Consider the following 21,280-nt stretch of genomic DNA (forward strand, 5'->3'; position numbering starts at 1 on the left):
TTTGCAGCGGGTTTAGAACTTGTAGCCCAGACCCACCATGTAAATGAACGGGTCCACATCAACGTCGACCTTGGCACGGGTGCCCGGCGCGACGGCGTTGTTTTCCACGGTCGCGGTGGTGTCGATGTCGATGTAACGCACCTGGGCGTTGATCATCACGTTGTCGGTCAGCATGTAATCGGCACCGACCTGCCAGGCCAGGCCCCAGGAGTTTTCTGTCTTGAAGTTGCTGAAGCCGTTGGCGCTGGCTTCGCTGCTGACGTGCTCGTCGTAGATCCAGGTGTAGTTGATACCGCCACCGATATACGGCTGGAATGCAGACTTGGCGTCCAGCGGGTAGTAGACCAGGCTCAGGGTTGGCGGCAGGTGTTTGAGGGTGCCGAGTTTGCCGTTGGCGGCGCCGAGGGCGGTGCCTTTGAGCTTCACGTCATGCTCGAACGGCGAGGCCGCGAGCAGTTCGATCCCCAGATGGTTGGTGATCATGTAAGCGAAGTTCAGGCCCAATTGCGTGTCGCTGCTCATGGTGGCCTTGCCACCCAGATCGGCGCCCTTCAATGGGCCCTGATCGACCTTGACGCTGGAGCTGTCGGCTTCCGGGTTGACGGTGATCGCACCGGCCCGAACGATGATGTCACCGGCGGTGTGAGCATGGACGAGCGGGGCTGCGAGCGCGAGGGCGAACAGCGAAGCGCAGAGCTTGGACTTGTGCATGGGGGCTCCAAAGGACGTTAAAAATGTTCGATGTCCAATGGTAGGGATCCAACTGATACGGTCTTTTGATTCAGCTCAATGAAACAGTGATGGTCCCGATTTTTGCGGAACTTTTGATGGCCTCATCGCGGGCAAGCCTCGCTCCTACGGGTATTGTGTTATCCCTGTAGGAGCGAGGCTTGCCCGCGAAGGCGTCCTCTCTATCCACACAAAACCACCGGATTCACTCCGGCAATTCATACACATAAATCTTGTCCGCCTCCATCTGATACCCGGCATCCGCCAACTCGCTGGTGGACGCCTTGACCTGCAACGCACCTTCGATCCAGTACGGTTGATACAGCTCATCAAGCTTCACGCCGACTTCACTTTTGACATGCACGATCTGGTTCGACGGAGGAGGTGGCACATGGATGCAGGCGCCGAAATACGGCACCAGCAGAAACTCCGTGGTGCGGCCTTCTTCACTGACTTCCAGCGGCACGATGTAGCCCGGCAAACGAATATTCTTGCCATCGAGGCTCTTCACCACCGGCGCGTTTGGCATGTCCTGTTTGGCCGCTGGGGCCGACTCCGCGGACAACGCATCGCTCATCTTCGACAGGTCATGCAGCGGCGTCATGTTCGGCACTTCTGGCGCCGCATCCGGCGGGATCATTTCCGACCAGGTCAGGTCTTTCGGTTCGGCCGCCCACAGCGGCAGGGCAACCAGTATCAATAGCGCAAACAGGGCGCGGGGCATTTTCAACGTCCTCATAGTCGGATCGACAGGCCATCGGCCAGAGATTGGCGATAAGCACGCCAGGCCGGCACGCTGCCCATCAGCAGTGCGGTGATCAGGATGCCACCGAGCAGTGTCCATTCATATTCGCTCGGCCAGGCCAGCGGCAGGTACAAGCCGTAATTCGACTGCACGTAACCCTGCGCCACGGCGATGCCCACATACAGCAGCGCCACACCGGCAATCACTCCGGACAATGCCAGGGCGAATGCTTCCAGTACCAGTAAGGTCGCGATGTGCCACGGCCGAGCACCGACCGAGCGCAGGATCGCCATCTCTCTGCGTCGCTCATTGAGGCTGGTGAGGATCGCCGTGAGCATGCCGATCAACCCGGTCAGCACCACGAACAGCGAGACGACGAACAAGGCTTTTTCCGCCGTGCTCATCAAACTCCACAACTCTTGCAATGCCACACCCGGCAGAATCGCCAGCATCGGTTCGCCACGGAATTCGTTGATCTCCCGTTGCAGCGAAAACGTCGAAATCTTGCTGTTGAGACCGAGCATGAACGCAGTGATCGCTTGCGGCGTCAGGTCCATGTTGCGCGCCTGGTCGGCACTGATCCGGCCGTTACCGCGCGCCGGCACGCCGTTTTTCCAGTCGACGTGGATGGCTTCCATGCCGCCGAGGCTGATGTGCAGCGTGCGGTCCACCGGGGTGCCGGTGCGTTTGAGAATGCCGATCACGGTGAACGGTTTGTCGTCGTGCTTGACCAGGCTGATTACCGCTACGCCATGGGCCAACACCAATTTATCGCCAAGCTTGTAATGCAGCGCATCGGCCACTTCGGCGCCGAGCACCACTTCGAACGGATCGCTGGCGAAGGCGCGGCCGTCGGCCAGTTCGAGGTGCTGTTGATGGCCGTACTGGTAATGCTCGAAGTACGCCTCGGTGGTGCCCATCACCCGATATCCGCGATGGGAATCGCCGAGGGACATCGGGATCGCCCACTTCACTTTCGGGTTGTTGGCGAAATGCTCGAAGCTGTCCCAGCGGATGTTGTTGGTGGCATTGCCGATGCGGAACACCGAATACAACAGCAGATTCACCGAACCGGAGCGCGCGCCGACGATCAGGTCGGTGCCGCTGATGGTGCTGGCGAAACTGGCCTTGGCCTCGGTGCGCACCCGCTCCACCGCCAGCAACAGGCAGACCGACAGGGCGATGGCGAACGCAGTGAGGATCGCGGTGAAGCGACGGTTAGCCAGGCTGGCCATGGCTAGACGAAACAAATACATCTCAGACCTCGGACGGGGTGGCGGCGCGATTGAGATCGGCCAGCGACAGGTGGCGATCGAACAGCGGCGCTAGGCTCTGGTCATGGCTGACGAACAACAGGCTCGAGCCGGCTTCGCGGCATTCGGCGAACAGCAGGCGAATGAAGTTCTCGCGGGCGTCGTAGTCCAGCGCTGAGGTCGGTTCGTCGGCGATCACCAGTTCCGGCTGACCAATCAACGCGCGCGCGGCGGCGACCCGTTGTTGCTGGCCGATGGACAGCGAGTCGGCACGGCGGCTGAGCAAGTTTTGATCGGTCAAACCCAGGTGGGCAAGCAGGGTGGCTGCCGCCTGATCGACGCTGCCGTGGCGCTGTTTCGCCCGTTCTGCGCGCAGTCTGGAGAAGTGGCAGGGCAACTCGACGTTCTCGCGCACCGAGAGGAACGGCAGCAAGTTGAACTGCTGGAAGATGTAGCCGGTGTGATCGACCCGGAAGTGGTCGCGGGCTCCGGCGGAGAGTTCGGTCAGCTCCTGGCCGAGCAATCGAATGCTGCCGCGATCAGGCTTTTGCACGCCACCGAGCAGGCCGAGCAGAGTGGTCTTGCCGCTGCCGCTGGGGCCTTTGAGGAACAGGGTTTCACCCGGCATAAGGCGAAACGCCGGGATGTCCAGCAGCGGCGGATGACCGGGCCAGCTGAAGCCCAGGTCGGACAGTTCGATGAGTGCTTGGGTCATAGCGCCGATTTCATGGGTTTTGGTTACTTGTCTCAATGTCACACTCAACACAAACCCCTGTAGGAGCGAGGCTTGCCCGCGAAAGCGATCTCACAGTCAACATCACTGTTGAATCTAATGGCCTCTTCGCGGGCAAGCCTCGCTCCTACAGGGGGTGGTATCGGATCAGAATTTCAGGGCGGCAGCCTTGGCTGTTACCTCAACCCCTTGCTGCCCGCTCGGGCTGATCAGTTGTACCTGAATCTTCTGGGTGGCCGGGAATGTGTTGAAGATAGTCGCCAGGTCCAGGGTCTTCAGCGCGCCCGGCGCCGAGCAGCTGAATTGGTAATGGGCATGGATCTCGCTGTGGTCAAGTTCATGCTCGTGACCGTCCTTGGCGTCTTCTTCGTCATGATCGTCGGCATCCGGCTTGTCACCGAACAGCGGGCTTTCCAGTTCCTGAGTCGCGATTACGCAACCGGCGGCTTTTGGCAGGTTGAACAGCACCAGCGGTTTTTCCAGCTGGGCACGGACGGCAGCGACCTTGGCCTTGTCGGCGTCGGTGGTGGCGGCGTGTTCGAAACCCACCAGGTTCATCGCCGGGCTTTCCAGTTCCAGCTCCAGAGTCTGGCCGTCCAGCGCCGCGTTCAGGCGACCGACGCCATGTTCGTGGGCGCTGAGGCTGCCATGCTCATCATGATCGTGATCATGCTCGACCGCCGCCTGGGTGACAGCCAGCGGCAACAAGGCAAACGGCAAAGCGAGCAGCAGACGGCGCATGGCGGGTCTCCGAAGTAAAGTGAAGAGTTTGTTATGTAATCTTATAACGAAAGTGCCGAGAGTTTGACCGTCTGCTTGGCGTTACGCAAGACCCATGGGAGCATGCGAGTCAGGTATGTGCAGGAGCAGACTTATGTTGCGAATACGCGGAAGCATCGGCGACTGGCCGGTGGATTTGACCCTGGAGCTGGATGAGGGCGACTGGGCACAGCTTGGTGCGCAGTTGCAGGCAGCAAAACCCGAGGCGAGTGTTGCGCCCGCCAAACCGGTGAATCAGGACGATGCGCTGTGGCAGATCGCCCAAGAGTTGCTGCGCAAGGCCGGGCAATTGAGCGGGCCGGATTTGCTGGAGCAACTGGAAGGGCTAACCGGCAGCGCAGCGGCGGGCAAGCGCTTGTTGGTGCGCTTGCGCCACTGCGCAGATGTCAAAGTGGTGAGCGGCGGGGATACGCCGCTGTATAGCTGGCGCAAGGCGTAGATACTGTCTTGAACCTCACCGAGCAGCGAAGGCGGCCTCACGTCATGCGGCTCATGCGGCGCCGATGAAAACGCCTTCGCTGGCAAGCCGGGCTCCTACGGGATCGGGTTCACATGACCCGATCCACTTAATAAAGCGCAGCGAACAACTTGCGACGGTACGTGGTCACCAGTGGGTGATCGTTGCCCAGCAGTTCGAACACTTGCAGCAAGGTCTTGTGCGGCAAGCCTTCGCTGTAGCTGCGATTGCGGATGAACAGTTTCAGCAAGGCATCCAGTGCCGCGTCGTATTGCTGACGAGCCAGTTGCTGGATCGCCAGTTGATAGACCGCTTCATCGTCCTGCGGATTTTTCGCCAGACGTGCTTTCAGGTCTGCCGCATCCGGCAAATCCCTGGCCTGACCGAGGAACTGGATCTGCGCCTTGGCGCCGGCCAACGCAGCTTTGTGCTCATCGGTCTTGACCGCGTCGAGCACAATTTGCGCTTCACCCAACTCGCCGCGTTCGGTGAGGCAGCGGGCATAGAGAATCAGTGCCTTGGCGTTGGTGTTGTCTTCAGCCAGCAGCACTTTGAGCGTGGCTTCGGCGTCGGCGAAACGGCCGTCATCGAACAGCGCCTGAGCCTGTTCGAACGGGTCGGCCGCAGCGGGCGGCGGCATTTGCACGTGGGGTTCGAGCATGGTGCGCACAGCCGATTCCGGTTGTGCTCCGGCAAAACCGTCCACCGGCTGACCGTCCTTGAACAGCACCACCGTCGGCAGGCTGCGAATGCCGAAACGCGCGACGATGTCCTGCTCGATGTCGCAATTGACCTTGGCCAGCAGCAACTCGCCCTGATAGCTCTCGGCGATGGTTTGCAGCATTGGCATCAAGGCCTTGCACGGCGCACACCACTCGGCCCAGAAATCCACCAGCACCGGTTTGTGAAAAGAGTTCTCGATCACCGACTGGTCGAAATCGGCAGTCGTGGCGTCGAAAATGTACGGCGTTTCCTGACTCATGGGGGATCTCGTAAAAGCGTGGATGTGGTCACTATAAGGCTTGGTGGGGGGTGGCTGAAAGCGTGGTGGCCATTGAGTGATGTGCTGCCTGACGGGACGTCTTCGCGGGCAAGCCTCGCTCCTACAGGTTCACCTTAATTTTGAAATCAACACTAACCCAGTAGGAGCGAGGCTTCCCCGCGAAGCTCTTAGCCACGCCGCGCATGGTAAAGGCTCACATACCGAAACTCTTCAGGTTCGGCCAGGTCTGGCAAGGTCATCGCTTCCAGCATTTCGATGCGCCGATACAACGGATGGCGAAAATCCCTCACGCGCGAATCCGCCACCAACGCTTCCCGGCCACGGCTGAGAAACTCGTCGAGCAACGGCAGATTTGCCCGGTCGTACAACACATCGGCCACCAGAATCAGATCGAACCGATCGGCCTCGGCGAAAAAATCCGTCGAGTAGCTGAGTTGCACGCCATTGAGTTCGGCATTCGCCCGACACGCGGCAATCGCCAGCGGGTCCAGGTCACAGGCCACCACTTCCAGTGCCCCGGCTTTCACCGCCGCAATCCCCGCCACCCCGGAACCGGCGCCGAAATCCAGCACCCGTTTACCTTCGACCCATTGCGGGTGCTCGGCGAGATAGCGAGCCACGGCCAGCCCACTGGCCCAGCAGAAACTCCAGTACGGCGGCTCGTGGAGAATCCGCCGGGTTTCTTCCGGGCTGAAGGCACGGTCCATGTTGTCGCCGTCGATCAGCCAGAGTTTCAGCTCGGTGTCTGGCAACTCACAGGCGACAAGCTGTGCATCGCCGAGCAATTCACCTAACGCCTGTTGCAGGTCGAGCGGTGCAATCATGGCGCTTTGACGAATTGCAGCTGACCCAATGCCTGGGTGGTTGGCTGTGTGATCATTTGCGCCGGCAGATGCAGAATCAACTGCCCGGACTGGCTGGCGCGGCCGCGAAGCTCGACGCGGGCACCGGCCGGAAAGGATTCGGGGTTGAAACGCAGACGAAACGGCAACAGCTGATTGGTGCCGATCAGGTTGGAATTGGCGAGCAATTGTTGCGGGCGATCCTTTTCGTCGATCACCAGCAACGCCAGTTCGACTTCGGCACCGGCCGGCACACCCTGCAAGGTGCCGCTCAATTCACGTTGATAAGCCGGCAGGGGGCCGAGCTCGGCCGATGCCTTGGCTTTCTTCTGCGCCTGTTGCGGTGCAGGGCCGGGCGTCGGCGGCTGGGGCTTGGGCGCATCGCTGCCGCAGGCCACCAACAGGCTGAAAAGACTGAGCAAAATGAGGGGGCGTAAAGACATTGGCGGCTCCAGCAAGCGAAATCCATATACAGCCAGTCTGTATACCGCAAACCCTATGGCTTGTCTTGCCACGGGGATGCGCTACCATGGCCCTCCCATTTTTTGTTGCCTGCCACCATGCACTGTCCCTTCTGCGGTGCCAACGACACCAAGGTCATCGACTCGCGTCTGGTCGCCGAGGGCGAACAGGTGCGCCGCCGGCGTGAATGCCTGGCCTGCGGCGAACGTTTCACGACGTTTGAAACCGCCGAACTGGTGTTGCCGCGCCTGATCAAAACCGACGGTAGTCGCCAGCCGTTCGACGAAGAAAAACTGCGCGCCGGCATGCAGCGGGCGCTGGAGAAGCGCCCGGTGAGTGTCGAGCGCCTCGAATCGTCGCTGGTGCACATCAAACACAAACTGCGCGCCACCGGCGAACGCGAGGTCAAATCCCTCGTGGTCGGCGAACTGGTGATGGCCGAGCTGAAGAAGCTTGATGAAGTCGCCTATATCCGCTTCGCTTCGGTGTATCGACGCTTCCAGGACCTCAACGAGTTCCGCGAAGAGATCGATCGCCTCGCCCGTGAGCCGGTGAAAGAATGACCACTTCTTCCGAACAAGCCATCCTCGACGCGCATTACATGGCCCGAGCCCTGGAACTGGCGCGCAAAGGTCATTACACGACGCACCCCAACCCCCGGGTTGGCTGCGTGGTGGTGCGTGACGGGCAGATTGTCGGCGAAGGCTGGCATGTGCGCACCGGCGAACCCCACGCCGAAGTCCACGCCCTGCGCGCCGCTGGCGACAAGGCGCGGGGCGCCACGGCTTACGTGACCCTCGAACCTTGCAGCCACCACGGCCGTACGCCGCCTTGCGCCGATGCGCTGGTGAATGCCGGTGTGGCGCGCGTCGTTGCGGCGATGCAGGACCCGAACCCGGAAGTCGCCGGTCGCGGTCTGCAACGTCTGGCCCAGGCTGGTATCGCCACCGAAAGCGGCGTACTGGAAGGCGAGGCGCGCAAGATCAATCAAGGCTTCCTCAAACGCATGGAGCATGGCTTGCCGTTCGTGCGGGTCAAGTTGGCGATGAGCCTCGACGGTCGCACGGCGATGGAAAGCGGCGAGAGCCAGTGGATCACCGGTCCAGCGGCCCGTTCGGCGGTACAGCGTTTGCGCGCCCAGGCCAGTGTGGTGCTGACCGGTGCCGACACGGTGCTTGCGGACAACGCCCGTTTGACTGTGCGTGCCGATGAATTGGGTCTGGATCCCGAACAAACGGCCTTGGCCATGAGCCGTCCGCCGCTTCGCGTGCTGATCGACGGTCGCCTGCGGGTGCCGCTGGATGCGCCGTTCTTCAAGGCCGGTCCGGCACTGGTCGCCACGTGTGTCGCGGTGGAAGAACAGTACGCCAACGGTCCGGAATGCCTGATCGTGCCGGGCGACGATGGCCAGGTCGATCTGCATCAGTTACTGGTCGAACTCGCCAACCGTGGCGTCAATGACGTGCTGGTCGAAGCCGGCCCGCGACTGGCTGGCGCGTTTGCCCAGCTCGGGCTGGTGGACGAGTTCCAGATTTTCATCGCCGGCAAGTTTCTGGGCTCATCGGCTCGACCACTACTGGACTGGCCACTGGCGCTGATGAAAGACGCGCCCGAGCTCAAAATCACCGAAATTCGTGCGGTTGGCGATGACTGGCGAGTCATTGCCATTCCTCTGCCAGCGGCCAGCGTATAATTCCCGGCCATTGCTCTAGCGCTGGCTCTGTTCTCGAGGAGGACTCCATGTTTACCGGCATCATCGAATCTATCGGCAGTATTCGCGCATTGACCCCAAAAGGCGGAGATGTGCGGGTTTACGTAGAAACCGGCAAGCTCGACCTGAGCGACGTCAAACTGGGCGACAGCATTGCCGTCAACGGCGTGTGCCTGACCGCGGTTGAATTGCCGGGCAATGGTTTTGCGGCGGACGTCAGTCGCGAAACCCTCGACTGCACCGCCATGAATGACCTCAAAAGCGGCAGCCCGGTGAATCTGGAAAAAGCTCTGACCCCGACCACTCGTCTCGGCGGGCATCTGGTCAGCGGCCACGTCGATGGCGTGGGCGAAGTGGTTGCCCGCACCGAAAATGCCCGCGCCGTCGAATTTCGCATCCGTGCCCCGAAAGATCTGGCCAAGTACATCGCCCATAAAGGCTCGATCACCGTCGACGGTACTAGCCTGACCGTGAACGCGGTCGATGGCGCCGAGTTCTTGCTGACCATCATTCCGCATACCCTGAGCGAAACCATCATGGCGTCGTACCAGCCAGGTCGCCGGGTGAATCTGGAGGTGGACTTGCTGGCGCGTTATCTGGAGCGCCTTCTGCTCGGCGACAAGGCAGCAGAGCCTACTGTCGGCAGCACCATTACCGAAAGCTTTCTGGCCCAAAACGGCTACCTCAAATCCTGAAGCTCAAATTTCGAAAGAAGGGGGGTGCCTTGTGGCGCTCAATAGCATCGAAGAACTGGTTGAAGACATCCGCCAAGGCAAGATGGTCATCCTCATGGATGACGAAGACCGCGAGAACGAAGGCGACCTGATCATGGCCGCCGAGTGCTGCCTGCCTGAACACATCAACTTCATGGCCAAGCACGCCCGTGGCCTGATCTGCATGCCGATGAGCCGCGAGCGCTGCGAACTGCTCAAGCTGCCGTTGATGGCGCCACGCAACGGTTCCGGTTTCGGCACCAAGTTCACCGTGTCCATCGAAGCCGCCGAAGGCGTCACCACCGGTATCTCCGCGGCCGACCGTGCGCGCACCGTGCAGGCTGCAGCTGCGAAAGACGCCAAGGCTGAAGACATCGTCAGCCCCGGTCATATCTTCCCGCTGATGGCCCAGGCTGGCGGTACGCTGGCCCGGGCCGGCCACACCGAAGCTGCCTGCGACCTGGCGCGCATGGCCGGTTTCGAGCCGAGCGGTGTGATCTGCGAAGTGATGAACGACGACGGCACCATGTCCCGTCGCGCCGAACTCGAAGCATTTGCCGCCGAACACAACATCAAGATCGGCACCATCGCCGACCTGATTCACTACCGGATGATCCACGAACGTACCGTTCAGCGGATTGCCGAGCAGCCGCTGGACAGCGAACTGGGCCAGTTCAACCTGGTGACCTATCGTGATTCGGTAGAAGGCGACGTGCACATGGCCCTGACCCTGGGCACCGTGTGCGCCGAAGAGCCGACGTTGGTTCGGGTGCACAACATGGACCCACTGCGTGACCTGTTGATGGTCAAGCAACCAGGCCGCTGGAGCCTGCGCGCCGCCATGGCTGCGGTTGCCGAGGCTGGCAGCGGCGTGGTGCTGCTGCTCGGTCACCCGCTCGATGGCGACGTGTTGCTGGCGCATATCCGCGAAACCGCGGATCACAGCGCAGTGAAAAAACCGACCACCTACAGCATCGTCGGTGCCGGTTCGCAGATCCTTCGGGACCTGGGCGTACGCAAAATGCGCCTGATGAGTGCGCCGATGAAATTTAATGCGATATCCGGTTTCGATCTGGAAGTTGTAGAATACGTGCCCTCCGAATAATGACCGGCAGTTTGCGGGCCTGTATTCGCGGTTAACACATCACTGAGGGACGCGTAGAAAACGCGTCCCGGCTCTTTAAGAGATCTAACGAATGACCCTGAAGACCATCGAAGGTACCTTCATCGCCCCTAAAGGCCGCTACGCTTTGGTAGTGGGCCGTTTCAACAGCTTCGTCGTTGAAAGCCTGGTCAGCGGTGCAGTTGATGCCCTGGTTCGCCATGGCGTGAGCGAAAGCGACATCACCATCATCCGTGCGCCTGGCGCCTTCGAAATCCCGCTGGTTGCGCAGAAAGTTGCTCAGAAGGGCGAGTTCGCGGCAATCATCGCCCTGGGCGCAGTCATTCGTGGCGGTACTCCGCACTTCGAATACGTGGCGGGCGAATGCACCAAGGGCCTGGCCCAGGTGTCCATGGAGTTCGGCGTACCGGTCGCTTTCGGCGTACTGACCGTTGATTCCATCGAACAAGCCATCGAACGTTCCGGCACCAAGGCCGGTAACAAAGGTGCCGAAGCTGCCCTGTCCGCTCTGGAAATGGTCAGCCTGCTGGCACAGTTGGAGGCCAAGTGATTAGCGACGATAGCGATCGTTTCAACCCGCGCGATCCAAAGCCTGCGGATGCCGGCAAGCCATCGAAAAGCGTCAAGCGTCGCGAAGCCCGTCAGCTCGCGACTCAGGCGCTGTACCAATGGCACATGGCCAAGCAGTCGCTGAACGAAATCGAGGCGCAGTTCCGGGTCGATAACGATTTCAGTGATGTTGATGGCGCCTACTTCCGTGAAATCCTGCACGGTGTTCCTGCGCAGAAGGACAAGATCGACGCCGCGCTCAAGCCTTGCCTGGACCTGACCATCGAAGAGCTGGACCCGGTTGAACTGGCGGTTCTGCGCCTGTCCACCTGGGAGCTGCTCGAGCGCGCTGATGTGCCGTACCGCGTTGTGATCAACGAAGGTATCGAACTGGCCAAGGTCTTCGGTTCAACCGACGGCCACAAGTTCGTGAACGGTGTGCTCGACAAGCTGGCCCCGCGTCTGCGTGAAGCTGAAGTGAAGGCGTTCAAGCGCTGATTGGCGCTTGAATACTTTGTCTCAGCCATGGGCGAGTTTGAGCTGATCCGCAATTTCTTCGCCGCCGCGCCTTGTGCGCAAGGCGGCGAAGGCGTTGCTCTGGGGATCGGCGACGATTGCGCCTTGCTGGCTGTTCCCCCCGGGGAGCAGTTGGCGATTTCCACCGACACCCTCGTGGCCGGTGTGCATTTCGCAGACCCTTGCGACCCGTTTCTGCTCGGTCAGCGCTCGCTGGCTGTGGCTGTCAGTGATCTGGCCGCCATGGGCGCCACCCCCATTGCCTTTACCCTTGCCCTGACTTTGCCGACGGTGACCACCGATTGGCTGGAAGCCTTCGCCCGGGGTTTGAACCTCATGGCGCAAAATTGCGCTGTGGCGCTGGTGGGTGGCGATACCACCCGCGGGCCGTTGAGTTTGACCATGACCGTGTTCGGTCGGGTGCCGGCCGGTCTGGCGTTGACCCGCAGCGGCGCACAGCCGGGCGATTTGCTCTGCGTGGGCGGTGAGCTGGGTAACGGCGCGGGCGCCTTGCCGTTGGTGCTCGGCCAGCGAATGGCTGACGCGGCCATCGCCGATCCGTTGCGGGCTCATTACTGGTCGCCGCAACCGCAGCTGGGGCTGGGCATGGCGTTGCGCGGCAGAGCCACTGCGGCGCTGGACATCTCCGATGGCCTGCTCGCTGACTGCGGGCACATTGCCTTGGCGTCGAAAGTCGGGGTTCAGGTGGAGCGCAGCAAGCTGCCGTTGTCGAAGGCGCTGCTGGCTTTCCTCGGTCAGTCCGGCGCTGAGCAAGCCGCCTTGAGCGGCGGTGACGATTACGTGCTGGCCTTCACCTTACCGCCCGCCGAATTGCCATCATTGCTGGCGGACGGCTGGCCGATCCATGTGCTTGGGCGGGTCGTAGCGGGGCAGGGCGTGACACTGCTGGACGCCGACGGACACGACATCACCCCGCCAATCCGGGGTTATCAACATTTTCGGGAGACACCGTGACAGATCATCCCAAACAGGTTCCGGCGGAGTTCGTACCGCCGTCGGTCTGGCGCAACCCTTGGCATTTCCTGGCGTTCGGCTTCGGCTCGGGCACCCTGCCAAAAGCACCGGGCACCTGGGGTTCGTTAGTGGCGTTACCCTTCATTCCGTTGTGGCAGATGCTGCCCGATTGGGGCTACTGGCTGATGCTCGGTATCACCATGCTGTTCGGCTTCTGGCTGTGCGGCAAGGTCGCCGATGATTTGCGCGTGCACGACCATGAAGGCATCGTCTGGGATGAGATGGTCGGGATGTGGATCACCCTGTGGCTGGTACCGGAAGGCTGGTATTGGTTGCTGGCGGGGTTCTTGATGTTCCGCTTCTTCGACATCCTCAAACCCTGGCCGATTCACTGGATCGACCGGCATGTGCACGGTGGCGTCGGGATCATGCTCGACGATGTGCTGGCGGGCGTATTTGCGTGGTTGGCGATGCAAGGGCTGGTGTGGCTTTTCGTCTGATGCGTCAAATGAGAGAAACGGGGATGGCGCAACGCGGGTTGCTGCTGATGGTATTCGCGCTATTTTGCTCGTTCGCCCAGGCGGGGGAGGCACCGACGACGCCGTCCGTGATTCACCTCGCCAGCGAAGCCTGGGAAGACTTTACCGCCGCCGATGGTCATGGTTTGGGCTGGGATGTGTTGCGCGAAGTGTTCGAGCCGGCTGGCGTCAAACTGGCTATTCGAATCGAACCGTATACGCGCGCCACGGGCTTGGCACAGCGTGGCGAAGTGGACGCTTGTGTCGGTGCCTATCGGGATGAAGTCAGCGACGTGCTCTATCCACGCTGGAGTTTCGATACCGATCCGATCTATGCGCTGGGTCTGGCCAGCAATCCGGCGCCGACCCTGCAAACCCTGGGCAATTATCGATTGGCTTGGGTTCGCGGCTACAAATTCCAGGTCTATCTGCCCAATGTGCAGCGCTATAACGAAGTCGCGCGGCGGACCGGGATCCTGTCGATGCTGACCCACAACCGCGTCGACTACTACATCGACGCGCTGGACGACGTCGACTCCATCGTCAGCCAAGCCAAGGCCCCGTCGCAGTTTCGTCGCACGCACATCGTGGATTTGCCACTGTATCTGTGTTTTGCCGATACACCTCGGGCTCGCACGTTGATGGCTCTGTTCGATCAGCGCATGGACGTGCTGGTAAAAAACGGCCAGCTGAAACCGATCTTCGAACGCTGGAAGCAGCCCTATCCGTTTAAGTCGAACTGAATACAGCCCTTGTAGCAGCTGGCGAAGCCTGCGTTCGGCGGCGAAGCCGTCGTAAATTCAGGCGCTGAAGTGTGTCAGATTGACCGAGTCGACAGGTTTCACGACGGCTGCGCCGCCGAACGCAGGCTTCGCCAGCTGCTACAGGGATGTATGCGTCGAGCCGATGATCAAACATTTTGATCGTTATAGCCGATAATTCAGCCTAAGCGTCTGCAGGAACGTGCTGTTACAATGCCGCCTCTGCGAATCTTCAGTACTTATAGATCAGGAGCACACCGGTGCCTGTCGTTTTTGTCGCCGCTTCCAAGCTGCCAACGCCTTTTGCGCAATTCACCATGCATGGCTTTCTCGATGAAGAGAACGGGCGCGAGCACGTAGTACTGAGCCTGGGTGAGTTCGCCGACGGTGCTCCGGTACTCGGCCGGTTGCACTCCGAATGCCTGACCGGCGATGCCTTGTTCAGCCAGCGCTGCGACTGCGGTTCGCAACTCGAGGCAGCCTTGCAGGCAATCGCCCGTGAAGGCCGTGGCGTGTTGCTCTACTTGCGTCAGGAAGGTCGCGGCATTGGCCTGTTGAACAAGATCCGCGCCTATGAATTGCAGGATGGCGGTGCCGATACCGTTGAAGCCAACGAACGTCTGGGTTTCGCCGCCGATCAGCGCGACTACGCCATGTGCCTGCCGATGCTGGAGCACTTGGGCGTGAAGTCCCTGCGTCTGATGACCAACAACCCACGCAAGGTCAAAGCCTTGACCGACATGGGCATTGTGGTTGCCGAGCGCGTGCCGTTGCACACCGGGCACAACCCGCACAACAAACTCTATCTGGCGACCAAGGCCAGCAAGCTGGACCACATGATGGGCAACGAGCATCAGGGCGAGGTTGACCGGGCGTGACCCGCGGTCAGGTACGGCGGCGACTGTCCGTCAACTGGTGGCAATACCTGGCGCTGGCCTTGGTACCGCTGTTCGTGATCAACGGCGTATTCGGCCAAAGCGAGGCGATTCTGCCGGTGCTGGCCATGCCGTTGTTCATCGCCGGTGTGGCCTCGATGTTTGTCAGCCTGAAGTTCTTTGGCGGCTACAAGCACGCGCTGATCGCTACCCAGAAAGCCCTCGACACCCCTGAAGAACCCGACGCCTGGATCGCCTTGGCCGCAAAACGCCGTGCCGCGTTTCTGGTCGCCGGCCTGCCTGCCTGGATCGGTGCGCTGGCGGTGTTCGTCGGTCTTGAAGCCGTTCCATTGGTGCTGCTGGCGCTGTCGACCACGGTGCTGTTCTACCTCTACCGTATCCCGCGTCAGCTCGGCTGATGCGCAGCATCTGGCTGGCGGTGTTGCTGCTGGCCGTCAGCGGTTCGGCGTCTGCGGTCGAGCGGGTTGTCAGTCTGGCACCGTCGCTTTCTGAAATTGTCGTTGAGCTGAACTCGGCTGACCTTCTGATCGGTGTGCTGGATGCTGGCGAACGTCCTGCTGAACTCAAAGACATTCCTTCTGTTGGCAGCTACGGCCAATTGGACATGGAACGACTGCTCAGTCTCAAGCCCGATCTGTTACTGCTCTGGCCGGGCAGTGTGGGGCCGGCTCAGCGTGAGCAGCTCAAACGGCTGAACATTCCCACCTATGTCGCCGAACCTCACAACCTCGAACAACTTACCGCCCAGATTGAAGCGATCGCTACACAACTCGGCAGAGCGGAGCGTGGCGTTTCATTGGCCGAAAATCTGCGTCAACGACTCGATTCCCTGCGCCAGCGCTATCGAAGGGATGAACCGTTACGGGTGTTTTATCAAGTCTGGGATCGGCCGCTGTACACCGTGGGCGGCGGGCAGATCATCAGTGATGCGCTGGAGGTCTGCGGGGCGCGCAATGTGTTTGCCGACCTGACGCAGCCTGCTCCGCAGGTTAGTGTGGAGGCGGTGTTGCAGCGCAATCCCGAGGTGATTCTGGCCAGTGATCAGGCGCAGCTCGAGGCATGGAAGAGCTGGCCCCAGGTGACGGCGGTGGCGCAGGGGCAATTGCTGCTGGTGACGGACAAAGGCCTGGAGCGGCCGAGTGGGCAGATGATCGAAGCGACTGCCAAGTTGTGCCAGTTGATCGCGCCTGACCGTTGAGACCGAGGCGCGGCCTTCGCGGGCAAGCCTCGCTCCTACGGGTTTGAGTCGATCAAAAAATTTTCGGATAACACCAACCTCTGTAGGAGCGAGGCTTGCCCGCGAAGAGGCCCGCCTGAACACCGTTGATCTCAGATCAGAGCTCCGGCGTCCAGGTCACCCCGAACATCCACGCCCGGCCTTCTTCGCGATACCCATACTGACTGCCATCATGGCTATACAACGCCCGGCTGTATCCCTTGTCCAGCAGGTTATCGACCTTCAATTCCAGCTTGATCTCGCGATTCAGCGCCCAACTGCTACGCACCCCTAACAACGCATACCCGCCCAACGGCTGCTGATTGTTTTCGTCGTCATAACTGCTGCTCACCGCTTGCCAACTGGCACCGAGGCCCAGTCGATCGAACTGCCGATCCAGATCCAGGCTCAAAGTCCGTCGTGCACGACGGGCGAGGGTGTGGCCGCTGTCGCGATCCCGTGGGTCGATGATCGCCACGCCTAGGTTGCTCTGCCAGCCGAATAGCTCCTGCTTCAAGGCCGCTTCAAAACCATTGATTCGCGCCGAAGCGACGTTAGACGGGCGGTTGTTGCTGCCGAAAATAATCGCGTCTTCCAGATCGGTGCGGTACAGCGAAGCTTCCAGGCGACTGGTTTCTGTCAGCTGACTGCGCCATTGCAGCTCATAACTTTTCGAGGTCTCGGGTTTCAGGTCCGGGTTGCTGAAATCCGGGTAGTACAGGTCGTTGAAGGTCGGCGCGCGGAAGCCTTCGCTGTAGGTCAACAGCACATCGTTGTCCGGGTCCAGCGGCAGGGTGAACGTACCGCTCCAGCTGTTCTGGCTACCGAACTGCTGGTTTTGGTCGCGACGCAGGCCCAGTTCGGTAGAGAAACTGTCGGCCTGATAGCGATGCTGGATAAACGCTGCGCGGTTCCAGCGGCTGTCTTCGTCGAACGCTGTGCTGCTATTGATTCGGTCTTCGTACCAGTCGCCGCCGAGGATCAGGCTGTTGCGCTCATCCAGGGTCAGGTCGTTCTGCCAGTTCACCGAATCGCGGTAAGTGTTGAACACGCTGCGCTCGTCGCTGAGCTTGTCGAGCGTCTTCTCACGGTTTTCGCTGTGGCCGAACTCGATGCGGGTTTTCCATCGGTCATTGATCCGCGCGTCGACGTAACTGCTGACGCTGCTTACAGAGAACTCGCTGTAGGGCTGCTGCTGGACCGATTCGAAGGTGGTCATGTCGAAGCGGCCGAACGGGTTGTCGAATGCGCTTTTGCCCTGGTTATCCAGCAGATTGGCGCCGACTTCAATGTCGTCGGTGAGGGCGTGACTCAAGCTTAAGCTGACCGACTTATTGCGGTATTCATCGTGATCGCCATCACTGGGATAAGACTGGTGGGTGCGATTGATGCCTGCCGTTTCGTCGAGGCTGGCACCGAGGTTGAAGCGTGTCAGCGTGTCGCCGCCGGACAATCCGAGGCTGCGCTCCCAGGTCTGGTTGCTGCTGCTGCCAACCCCCACGTGCATACGTGGTTGCAGGCTCTGTTCGCCGCCACGGCGGGTGAAGATCTGGATCACCCCGCCAATCGCATCGCTGCCGTAAATTACCGAGCGGGAGCCGCGCAGCACTTCCACGCGCTCGACCTGTTCGATGTTGATGTGTTGCAGGTTGCTGTCGCCGGAGGTCGAGTTGCCGATGCGCTGGCCGTCGACCAACACCAGACTTTGCGCCGACTTGGTACCGCGAATGTAGACCCCCGGCAGGCTGCCGCGCCCGCCGGTTTGCCCGACCTGTACGCCCGGTACGCGGCGCAGCAGGTCAGTGACACTGCTCGGTTGCAGACGATCGATGTCTTCGCGGGTGAACACCGTGTTGGCAGCGCTGCTGTCGTTGCGCGCTTCGACCTGACGGTTGGCGCTGATCAGCACGTCCGGCAGTTTCAGAGCTTGGTCGCGTTCGAAGGTGTCGGCCAGAAGCTGGCCGGCCGGCAGGAGGGTCAGCGCCAGGGCGAGGCGTGGGAGTTTCATGGGCAGTCCGTTGACGCTTTGGGGTGAACACAAATCAAAAATGTGGGAGCGAGCCTGCTCGCGATAGCGGTATGTCAGTCAGTATCGAATTGACTGTCAGACCGCTATCGCGAGCAGGCTCGCTCCCACAGGGTTTTGCATGTGGCCAGAGGATTAGATATTCAGCAGTTGCAGGCGCTGCCGCACCGCTTCTTCGATCCCGGCCTCATCCAGCCCACATTCAGCCAGCATCTGCGCTGGCTTGGCGTGCTCCACATAGGCATCCGGCAAGCCCAGGTGCAGCACCGACTTGAGGATGTTCTCGCGGGCGAGGAACTCACTGACCGCGCCACCGGCACCGCCCATGATTGCGTTCTCTTCGACGGTCACCAGTAACTCGTGGCTGCCGGCGATTTCGCGAACCAGTGCTTCGTCGAGCGGTTTGACAAAACGCATGTCGACCACGGTCGCATCCAGCTTCTCGGCGACTTTCAGTGCCTCGGCCAGTTGCACGCCAAACACCAGCAGGGCGACTTTGCTGCCCTGACGGCGGACGACACCCTTGCCGATTTCAATTGGTTCGAGGTCTTTCGCGATCGGCGCATTCGGGCCAGTGCCGCGCGGATAACGCACAGCCGCCGGGCCGTTATACAAATGGCCGGTGCTGAGCATTTTGCGCAGTTCGTTTTCGTCACTCGGGGTCATCACCAGCATGCCGGGGATGCAACGCAGGAACGACAGGTCGAAGCTGCCCGCGTGTGTCGGGCCGTCTTCGCCCACCAGACCGGCGCGGTCGATGGCGAACAGCACGTCGAGGTTTTGCACTGCGACGTCATGAATCAGTTGGTCGTAAGCGCGTTGCAGGAAGGTCGAATAGATCGCCACCACCGGTTTTGCGCCTTCGCAGGCCATACCGGCGGCGAGGGTCACGGCGTGTTGCTCGGCAATCGCCACGTCGAAATAACGCTCCGGGAAGCGCTCGCTGAACGCCACGAGATCGGAGCCTTCCTTCATCGCCGGGGTAATCCCGACCAGACGCGGATCAACCGCGGCCATGTCGCACAGCCATTCACCGAACACACCGGAATACTTCGGCCCGCCGGCTTTCTTCGGCGCGGCGGCCGGAGCATCCACAGGTTCGAGTTTGGTGATGGCGTGGTAACCGATCGGGTCGACTTCTGCCGGAGCGAAGCCTTTGCCTTTCTTGGTGACCACATGCAGGAATTGCGGGCCTTTCAGATCGCGCATGTTACGCAGGGTGGCGATCAGGGTCGGCAGGTCGTGGCCATCGATCGGACCGATGTAGTTCCAGCCCAGCTCTTCGAACAGCGTGCCGGGGACCAGCATGCCTTTGGCGTATTCTTCGGTACGACGGGCGATTTCCCAGGCGCCGGGCAGACGCGACAGGACCTTTTTGCTGCCTTCGCGCATGCTCGCGTAAGTGCGGCTGGAAAGGATTTTCGCCAGATAGTTCGACAGCCCGCCGACGTTGCGCGAGATCGACATGTCGTTGTCGTTGAGGATCACCAGCATGTTGGCATCCACTTCCGGCGCGTGGTTCAGCGCCTCGAAGGCCATGCCGGCGGTCAATGCGCCATCACCGATCACCGCGATCGCCTTGCGATCACTGTGTTGCAGGCGGGCGGCGATCGCCATGCCCAGCGCTGCGCTGATCGACGTGCTGGAGTGACCAACGCCAAAGGTGTCGTACTCGCTCTCGGAACGACGCGGGAAGGCGGCAACGCCGTCCTTCTGGCGCAGGGTGTTCATGCGTTCGCGACGACCCGTGAGGATTTTGTGCGGGTAGGCCTGATGACCCACATCCCACACTAGCCGGTCGTCCGGGGTGTCGAAGACGTAATGCAGCGCGATGGTCAGCTCGATGACGCCCAGGCCGGCACCGAAATGCCCACCGGTCTGACCGACCGTGTAGAGCAATTCCAGGCGCAATTCATCGGCCAGGGTTTCCAGCTCGGCTTCGCCTAACCGGCGCAGGCCGTCCGGCGTGTTGGCACGGTCGAGCAGGGGCGTGGTCGGGCGCTTGCGGGGAATCTCATGAAACGTCGTGGGCATCAGGCGAATCGTTATAGGTATAAAAGATGCGGCAGTTTACCTGATGCTTCGTCCCCTGCCCACGCGTTGGTTTTTTTTGGCAGATACGCCTTCAGCTGCGTCGATCGACGATGTACCGGGCCAGATCGCGCAATGGCTCGGCCGCCGCGTCAAACGGTCGCAGCGCGTGCAGAGCCTGGTCGCGCAGTTCCAGGGCATAGGCCTTGGCCGCGTCGAGACCGAGCAGGGACGGGTAGGTCGGCTTGTCCCGAGCGATGTCGGCGCCTTGGCGTTTGCCGAGGGTTTCGGTGTCACTTTCGACGTCAAGAATGTCGTCCTGGACCTGAAATGCCAGGCCAATGGCTTGTGCATAACTCTGCAGGGACTTCAATTCGTCCTTCGCGGCATGACCACTGGCCAGGGCGCCGAGCTTGACGCTGACTTCAATCAACGCGCCGGTTTTGTGCCGGTGCATGTATTCAAGGGCTTTTTGATCGAGCTTCAGGCCCACCGAGCCGAGATCGATGGCTTGCCCGCCGACCATGCCCGCCGGGCCTGCCGCCAACGCCAGGGCGCTGACCATCTGCAGACGGGTTTCGGCGTCGCAATTGCTCAGGCGTGGGTCGAGCAGGGCGCTGAAGGCTAGGCTCTGCAAGCCGTCACCAGCGAGGATTGCACAGGCTTCATCGAATTTTTTATGCGTAGTCGGCTGGCCGCGACGCAGATCGTCGTCGTCCATGGCCGGCAAATCATCGTGCACCAGTGAATAGGCGTGGATCAGCTCCACCGCACAAGCCGCGCCGTTGGCCTGCTCAGCCTTGCCGCCCAGCGCTTCGCATGCGGCGTAGGCCAGCAATGGGCGCACGCGTTTGCCACCGTTCATCACGCTGTAGCGCATGGCTTCGTAGAGGCGGGCGAGTTCAGGACTCGGCGGGCTGAACAGGGTTTCCAGTGCCGCATTGACCCGGCCCTGACTGGTCACAGAATACGCCGCAATCATTCTGGCTGATCCGCGTCGAAGGGTTCCTCGGCCAGCTCACCATCACGCTCGAGCAGCACTTGAACCTTCTGCTCGGCCTGAGCCAGCGCCGCCTGGCAATCGCGGGTCAGCCCGATGCCCTGCTCGAAAGCAGTCAGCGAGTCTTCCAGCGACAATTCGCCGTTCTCCAGACGCTCCACCAGCGTTTGCAAGTCAGCGAGAGATTGTTCGAAATCCAGTGCAGCTTTTTTGCGGGCCATGGCGGCTATTTCCGGTTGAC

The 21,280-nt window shown here is 60.9% G+C and carries 25 protein-coding genes; 13 read left to right on the top strand and 12 right to left on the bottom strand.

Going from position 1 to position 21,280, the window contains the following annotated elements:
- Positions 1-12 precede the first annotated feature (12 nt).
- The 5 genes from CKW20_RS20905 to CKW20_RS20925 form a co-directional block, all read right to left on the bottom strand.
- Positions 13-711 (bottom strand): OmpW family protein, encoded by a 699-nt coding sequence (locus CKW20_RS20905; protein WP_095054577.1) that lies wholly within the window; start codon positions 709-711, stop codon positions 13-15.
- A gap of 223 nt (positions 712-934) precedes the next feature.
- Positions 935-1,453: a DUF3299 domain-containing protein gene (locus tag CKW20_RS20910; protein ID WP_095054578.1), complete on the bottom strand. Its 519-nt coding sequence runs from the start codon at positions 1,451-1,453 to the stop codon at positions 935-937.
- A gap of 11 nt (positions 1,454-1,464) precedes the next feature.
- Positions 1,465-2,730 carry an ABC transporter permease gene (locus CKW20_RS20915; protein WP_095054579.1) on the bottom strand — a complete coding sequence of 422 codons (1,266 nt, stop codon included), beginning with the start codon at positions 2,728-2,730 and terminating at the stop codon, positions 1,465-1,467.
- Between the two features lies 1 nt (position 2,731).
- Positions 2,732-3,442, bottom strand: a complete 711-nt coding sequence (locus tag CKW20_RS20920; RefSeq protein WP_095054580.1) for an ABC transporter ATP-binding protein — start codon at positions 3,440-3,442, stop codon at positions 2,732-2,734.
- Positions 3,443-3,607: 165 nt separating this feature from the next.
- A complete protein-coding gene (locus tag CKW20_RS20925; protein WP_095054581.1) occupies positions 3,608-4,201 on the bottom strand; it encodes a DUF2796 domain-containing protein in 594 nt (197 codons plus the stop codon).
- Between the two features lie 133 nt (positions 4,202-4,334).
- Here CKW20_RS20925 and CKW20_RS20930 point away from each other — a divergent pair, with 133 nt between their 5' ends.
- A complete protein-coding gene (locus tag CKW20_RS20930) occupies positions 4,335-4,679 on the top strand; it encodes a hypothetical protein (protein WP_095054582.1) in 345 nt (114 codons plus the stop codon).
- Positions 4,680-4,806: 127 nt separating this feature from the next.
- Here CKW20_RS20930 and trxA read toward each other — a convergent pair whose 3' ends face one another.
- The 3 genes from trxA to CKW20_RS20945 all read right to left on the bottom strand — a co-directional run bounded on the left by trxA (position 4,807) and on the right by CKW20_RS20945 (position 6,985).
- Positions 4,807-5,679, bottom strand: a complete 873-nt coding sequence (gene trxA / locus CKW20_RS20935) for a thioredoxin (RefSeq protein WP_052967072.1) — start codon at positions 5,677-5,679, stop codon at positions 4,807-4,809.
- Between the two features lie 188 nt (positions 5,680-5,867).
- On the bottom strand, positions 5,868-6,524 hold the full coding sequence (locus CKW20_RS20940; protein ID WP_095054583.1) for a methyltransferase: 657 nt from the start codon (positions 6,522-6,524) through the stop codon (positions 5,868-5,870).
- Entirely contained in the window at positions 6,521-6,985 is a 465-nt protein-coding gene (locus CKW20_RS20945) for a YbaY family lipoprotein (RefSeq protein ID WP_095054584.1), read from the bottom strand. The genes CKW20_RS20940 and CKW20_RS20945 overlap by 4 nt, the downstream gene beginning before the upstream one ends.
- Positions 6,986-7,102: 117 nt before the next feature.
- On the opposite strand from CKW20_RS20945, the gene nrdR reads away from it, so the two are divergent.
- The 12 genes from nrdR to CKW20_RS21005 all read left to right on the top strand — a co-directional run bounded on the left by nrdR (position 7,103) and on the right by CKW20_RS21005 (position 15,964).
- Positions 7,103-7,567: a transcriptional regulator NrdR gene (gene nrdR / locus CKW20_RS20950; protein WP_007906838.1), complete on the top strand. Its 465-nt coding sequence runs from the start codon at positions 7,103-7,105 to the stop codon at positions 7,565-7,567.
- Positions 7,564-8,697 carry a bifunctional diaminohydroxyphosphoribosylaminopyrimidine deaminase/5-amino-6-(5-phosphoribosylamino)uracil reductase RibD gene (ribD, locus tag CKW20_RS20955; protein WP_095054585.1) on the top strand — a complete coding sequence of 378 codons (1,134 nt, stop codon included), beginning with the start codon at positions 7,564-7,566 and terminating at the stop codon, positions 8,695-8,697. The genes nrdR and ribD overlap by 4 nt, the downstream gene beginning before the upstream one ends.
- Before the next feature lie 47 nt (positions 8,698-8,744).
- Entirely contained in the window at positions 8,745-9,410 is a 666-nt protein-coding gene (locus tag CKW20_RS20960) for a riboflavin synthase (RefSeq protein WP_095054586.1), read from the top strand.
- Positions 9,411-9,441: 31 nt separating this feature from the next.
- The gene (gene ribBA / locus CKW20_RS20965) at positions 9,442-10,533 is read left to right on the top strand and encodes a bifunctional 3,4-dihydroxy-2-butanone-4-phosphate synthase/GTP cyclohydrolase II (protein ID WP_095054587.1); all 1,092 of its coding nucleotides are present in this window, start codon (positions 9,442-9,444) and stop codon (positions 10,531-10,533) included.
- Between the two features lie 91 nt (positions 10,534-10,624).
- The gene (gene ribE / locus CKW20_RS20970) at positions 10,625-11,101 is read left to right on the top strand and encodes a 6,7-dimethyl-8-ribityllumazine synthase (RefSeq protein WP_003228649.1); all 477 of its coding nucleotides are present in this window, start codon (positions 10,625-10,627) and stop codon (positions 11,099-11,101) included.
- The gene (nusB, locus tag CKW20_RS20975) at positions 11,098-11,598 is read left to right on the top strand and encodes a transcription antitermination factor NusB (RefSeq protein WP_095054588.1); all 501 of its coding nucleotides are present in this window, start codon (positions 11,098-11,100) and stop codon (positions 11,596-11,598) included. Before ribE ends, nusB begins: the two co-directional genes overlap by 4 nt.
- A 27-nt stretch (positions 11,599-11,625) precedes the next feature.
- The gene (gene thiL / locus CKW20_RS20980; RefSeq protein ID WP_095054589.1) at positions 11,626-12,591 is read left to right on the top strand and encodes a thiamine-phosphate kinase; all 966 of its coding nucleotides are present in this window, start codon (positions 11,626-11,628) and stop codon (positions 12,589-12,591) included.
- On the top strand, positions 12,588-13,091 hold the full coding sequence (locus CKW20_RS20985; protein WP_030131337.1) for a phosphatidylglycerophosphatase A: 504 nt from the start codon (positions 12,588-12,590) through the stop codon (positions 13,089-13,091). Before thiL ends, CKW20_RS20985 begins: the two co-directional genes overlap by 4 nt.
- A 23-nt stretch (positions 13,092-13,114) precedes the next feature.
- Complete coding sequence (locus CKW20_RS20990) at positions 13,115-13,852, top strand: transporter substrate-binding domain-containing protein (RefSeq protein WP_095054590.1); 738 nt, start codon at positions 13,115-13,117, stop codon at positions 13,850-13,852.
- A 278-nt stretch (positions 13,853-14,130) separates the two neighbouring features.
- Positions 14,131-14,748 (top strand): GTP cyclohydrolase II, encoded by a 618-nt coding sequence (gene ribA, locus CKW20_RS20995; protein WP_007906827.1) that lies wholly within the window; start codon positions 14,131-14,133, stop codon positions 14,746-14,748.
- The gene (locus tag CKW20_RS21000; RefSeq protein WP_095054591.1) at positions 14,745-15,164 is read left to right on the top strand and encodes an MFS transporter; all 420 of its coding nucleotides are present in this window, start codon (positions 14,745-14,747) and stop codon (positions 15,162-15,164) included. The genes ribA and CKW20_RS21000 overlap by 4 nt, the downstream gene beginning before the upstream one ends.
- Positions 15,164-15,964 (top strand): cobalamin-binding protein, encoded by an 801-nt coding sequence (locus CKW20_RS21005; protein ID WP_095054592.1) that lies wholly within the window; start codon positions 15,164-15,166, stop codon positions 15,962-15,964. Before CKW20_RS21000 ends, CKW20_RS21005 begins: the two co-directional genes overlap by 1 nt.
- A gap of 136 nt (positions 15,965-16,100) precedes the next feature.
- Here CKW20_RS21005 and CKW20_RS21010 read toward each other — a convergent pair whose 3' ends face one another.
- From CKW20_RS21010 to CKW20_RS21025, 4 genes are all read right to left on the bottom strand, one after another.
- The gene (locus tag CKW20_RS21010) at positions 16,101-17,990 is read right to left on the bottom strand and encodes a TonB-dependent receptor domain-containing protein (RefSeq protein ID WP_095054593.1); all 1,890 of its coding nucleotides are present in this window, start codon (positions 17,988-17,990) and stop codon (positions 16,101-16,103) included.
- Between the two features lie 153 nt (positions 17,991-18,143).
- Entirely contained in the window at positions 18,144-20,042 is a 1,899-nt protein-coding gene (gene dxs, locus CKW20_RS21015) for a 1-deoxy-D-xylulose-5-phosphate synthase (RefSeq protein ID WP_095054594.1), read from the bottom strand.
- Positions 20,043-20,133: 91 nt separating this feature from the next.
- On the bottom strand, positions 20,134-21,021 hold the full coding sequence (gene ispA, locus CKW20_RS21020; RefSeq protein ID WP_095054595.1) for a (2E,6E)-farnesyl diphosphate synthase: 888 nt from the start codon (positions 21,019-21,021) through the stop codon (positions 20,134-20,136).
- Complete coding sequence (locus CKW20_RS21025; RefSeq protein WP_007894317.1) at positions 21,018-21,260, bottom strand: exodeoxyribonuclease VII small subunit; 243 nt, start codon at positions 21,258-21,260, stop codon at positions 21,018-21,020. The genes ispA and CKW20_RS21025 overlap by 4 nt, the downstream gene beginning before the upstream one ends.
- Positions 21,261-21,280: the final 20 nt, after the last annotated feature.

Source organism: Pseudomonas sp. Irchel s3b2, assembly GCF_900187445.1.
Taxonomy (GTDB): Bacteria; Pseudomonadota; Gammaproteobacteria; order Pseudomonadales; family Pseudomonadaceae; genus Aquipseudomonas.

Coding starts and splice junctions, on each gene's coding strand:
- CKW20_RS21010 (WP_095054593.1), bottom strand. CDS start 17,990: ATGAAACTCCCACGCCTCGCCCTGGCGCTGACCCTCCTGCCGGCCGGC.
- thiL (WP_095054589.1), top strand. CDS start 11,626: ATGGGCGAGTTTGAGCTGATCCGCAATTTCTTCGCCGCCGCGCCTTGT.
- ribD (WP_095054585.1), top strand. CDS start 7,564: ATGACCACTTCTTCCGAACAAGCCATCCTCGACGCGCATTACATGGCC.
- CKW20_RS20920 (WP_095054580.1), bottom strand. CDS start 3,442: ATGACCCAAGCACTCATCGAACTGTCCGACCTGGGCTTCAGCTGGCCC.
- CKW20_RS20960 (WP_095054586.1), top strand. CDS start 8,745: ATGTTTACCGGCATCATCGAATCTATCGGCAGTATTCGCGCATTGACC.
- CKW20_RS21005 (WP_095054592.1), top strand. CDS start 15,164: ATGCGCAGCATCTGGCTGGCGGTGTTGCTGCTGGCCGTCAGCGGTTCG.
- CKW20_RS21025 (WP_007894317.1), bottom strand. CDS start 21,260: ATGGCCCGCAAAAAAGCTGCACTGGATTTCGAACAATCTCTCGCTGAC.
- CKW20_RS20915 (WP_095054579.1), bottom strand. CDS start 2,730: ATGTATTTGTTTCGTCTAGCCATGGCCAGCCTGGCTAACCGTCGCTTC.
- ribE (WP_003228649.1), top strand. CDS start 10,625: ATGACCCTGAAGACCATCGAAGGTACCTTCATCGCCCCTAAAGGCCGC.
- CKW20_RS20940 (WP_095054583.1), bottom strand. CDS start 6,524: ATGATTGCACCGCTCGACCTGCAACAGGCGTTAGGTGAATTGCTCGGC.
- dxs (WP_095054594.1), bottom strand. CDS start 20,042: ATGCCCACGACGTTTCATGAGATTCCCCGCAAGCGCCCGACCACGCCC.
- ispA (WP_095054595.1), bottom strand. CDS start 21,021: ATGATTGCGGCGTATTCTGTGACCAGTCAGGGCCGGGTCAATGCGGCA.
- CKW20_RS20990 (WP_095054590.1), top strand. CDS start 13,115: ATGGCGCAACGCGGGTTGCTGCTGATGGTATTCGCGCTATTTTGCTCG.
- CKW20_RS20930 (WP_095054582.1), top strand. CDS start 4,335: ATGTTGCGAATACGCGGAAGCATCGGCGACTGGCCGGTGGATTTGACC.
- trxA (WP_052967072.1), bottom strand. CDS start 5,679: ATGAGTCAGGAAACGCCGTACATTTTCGACGCCACGACTGCCGATTTC.
- CKW20_RS20925 (WP_095054581.1), bottom strand. CDS start 4,201: ATGCGCCGTCTGCTGCTCGCTTTGCCGTTTGCCTTGTTGCCGCTGGCT.
- nrdR (WP_007906838.1), top strand. CDS start 7,103: ATGCACTGTCCCTTCTGCGGTGCCAACGACACCAAGGTCATCGACTCG.
- CKW20_RS20905 (WP_095054577.1), bottom strand. CDS start 711: ATGCACAAGTCCAAGCTCTGCGCTTCGCTGTTCGCCCTCGCGCTCGCA.
- CKW20_RS20910 (WP_095054578.1), bottom strand. CDS start 1,453: ATGCCCCGCGCCCTGTTTGCGCTATTGATACTGGTTGCCCTGCCGCTG.
- CKW20_RS20945 (WP_095054584.1), bottom strand. CDS start 6,985: ATGTCTTTACGCCCCCTCATTTTGCTCAGTCTTTTCAGCCTGTTGGTG.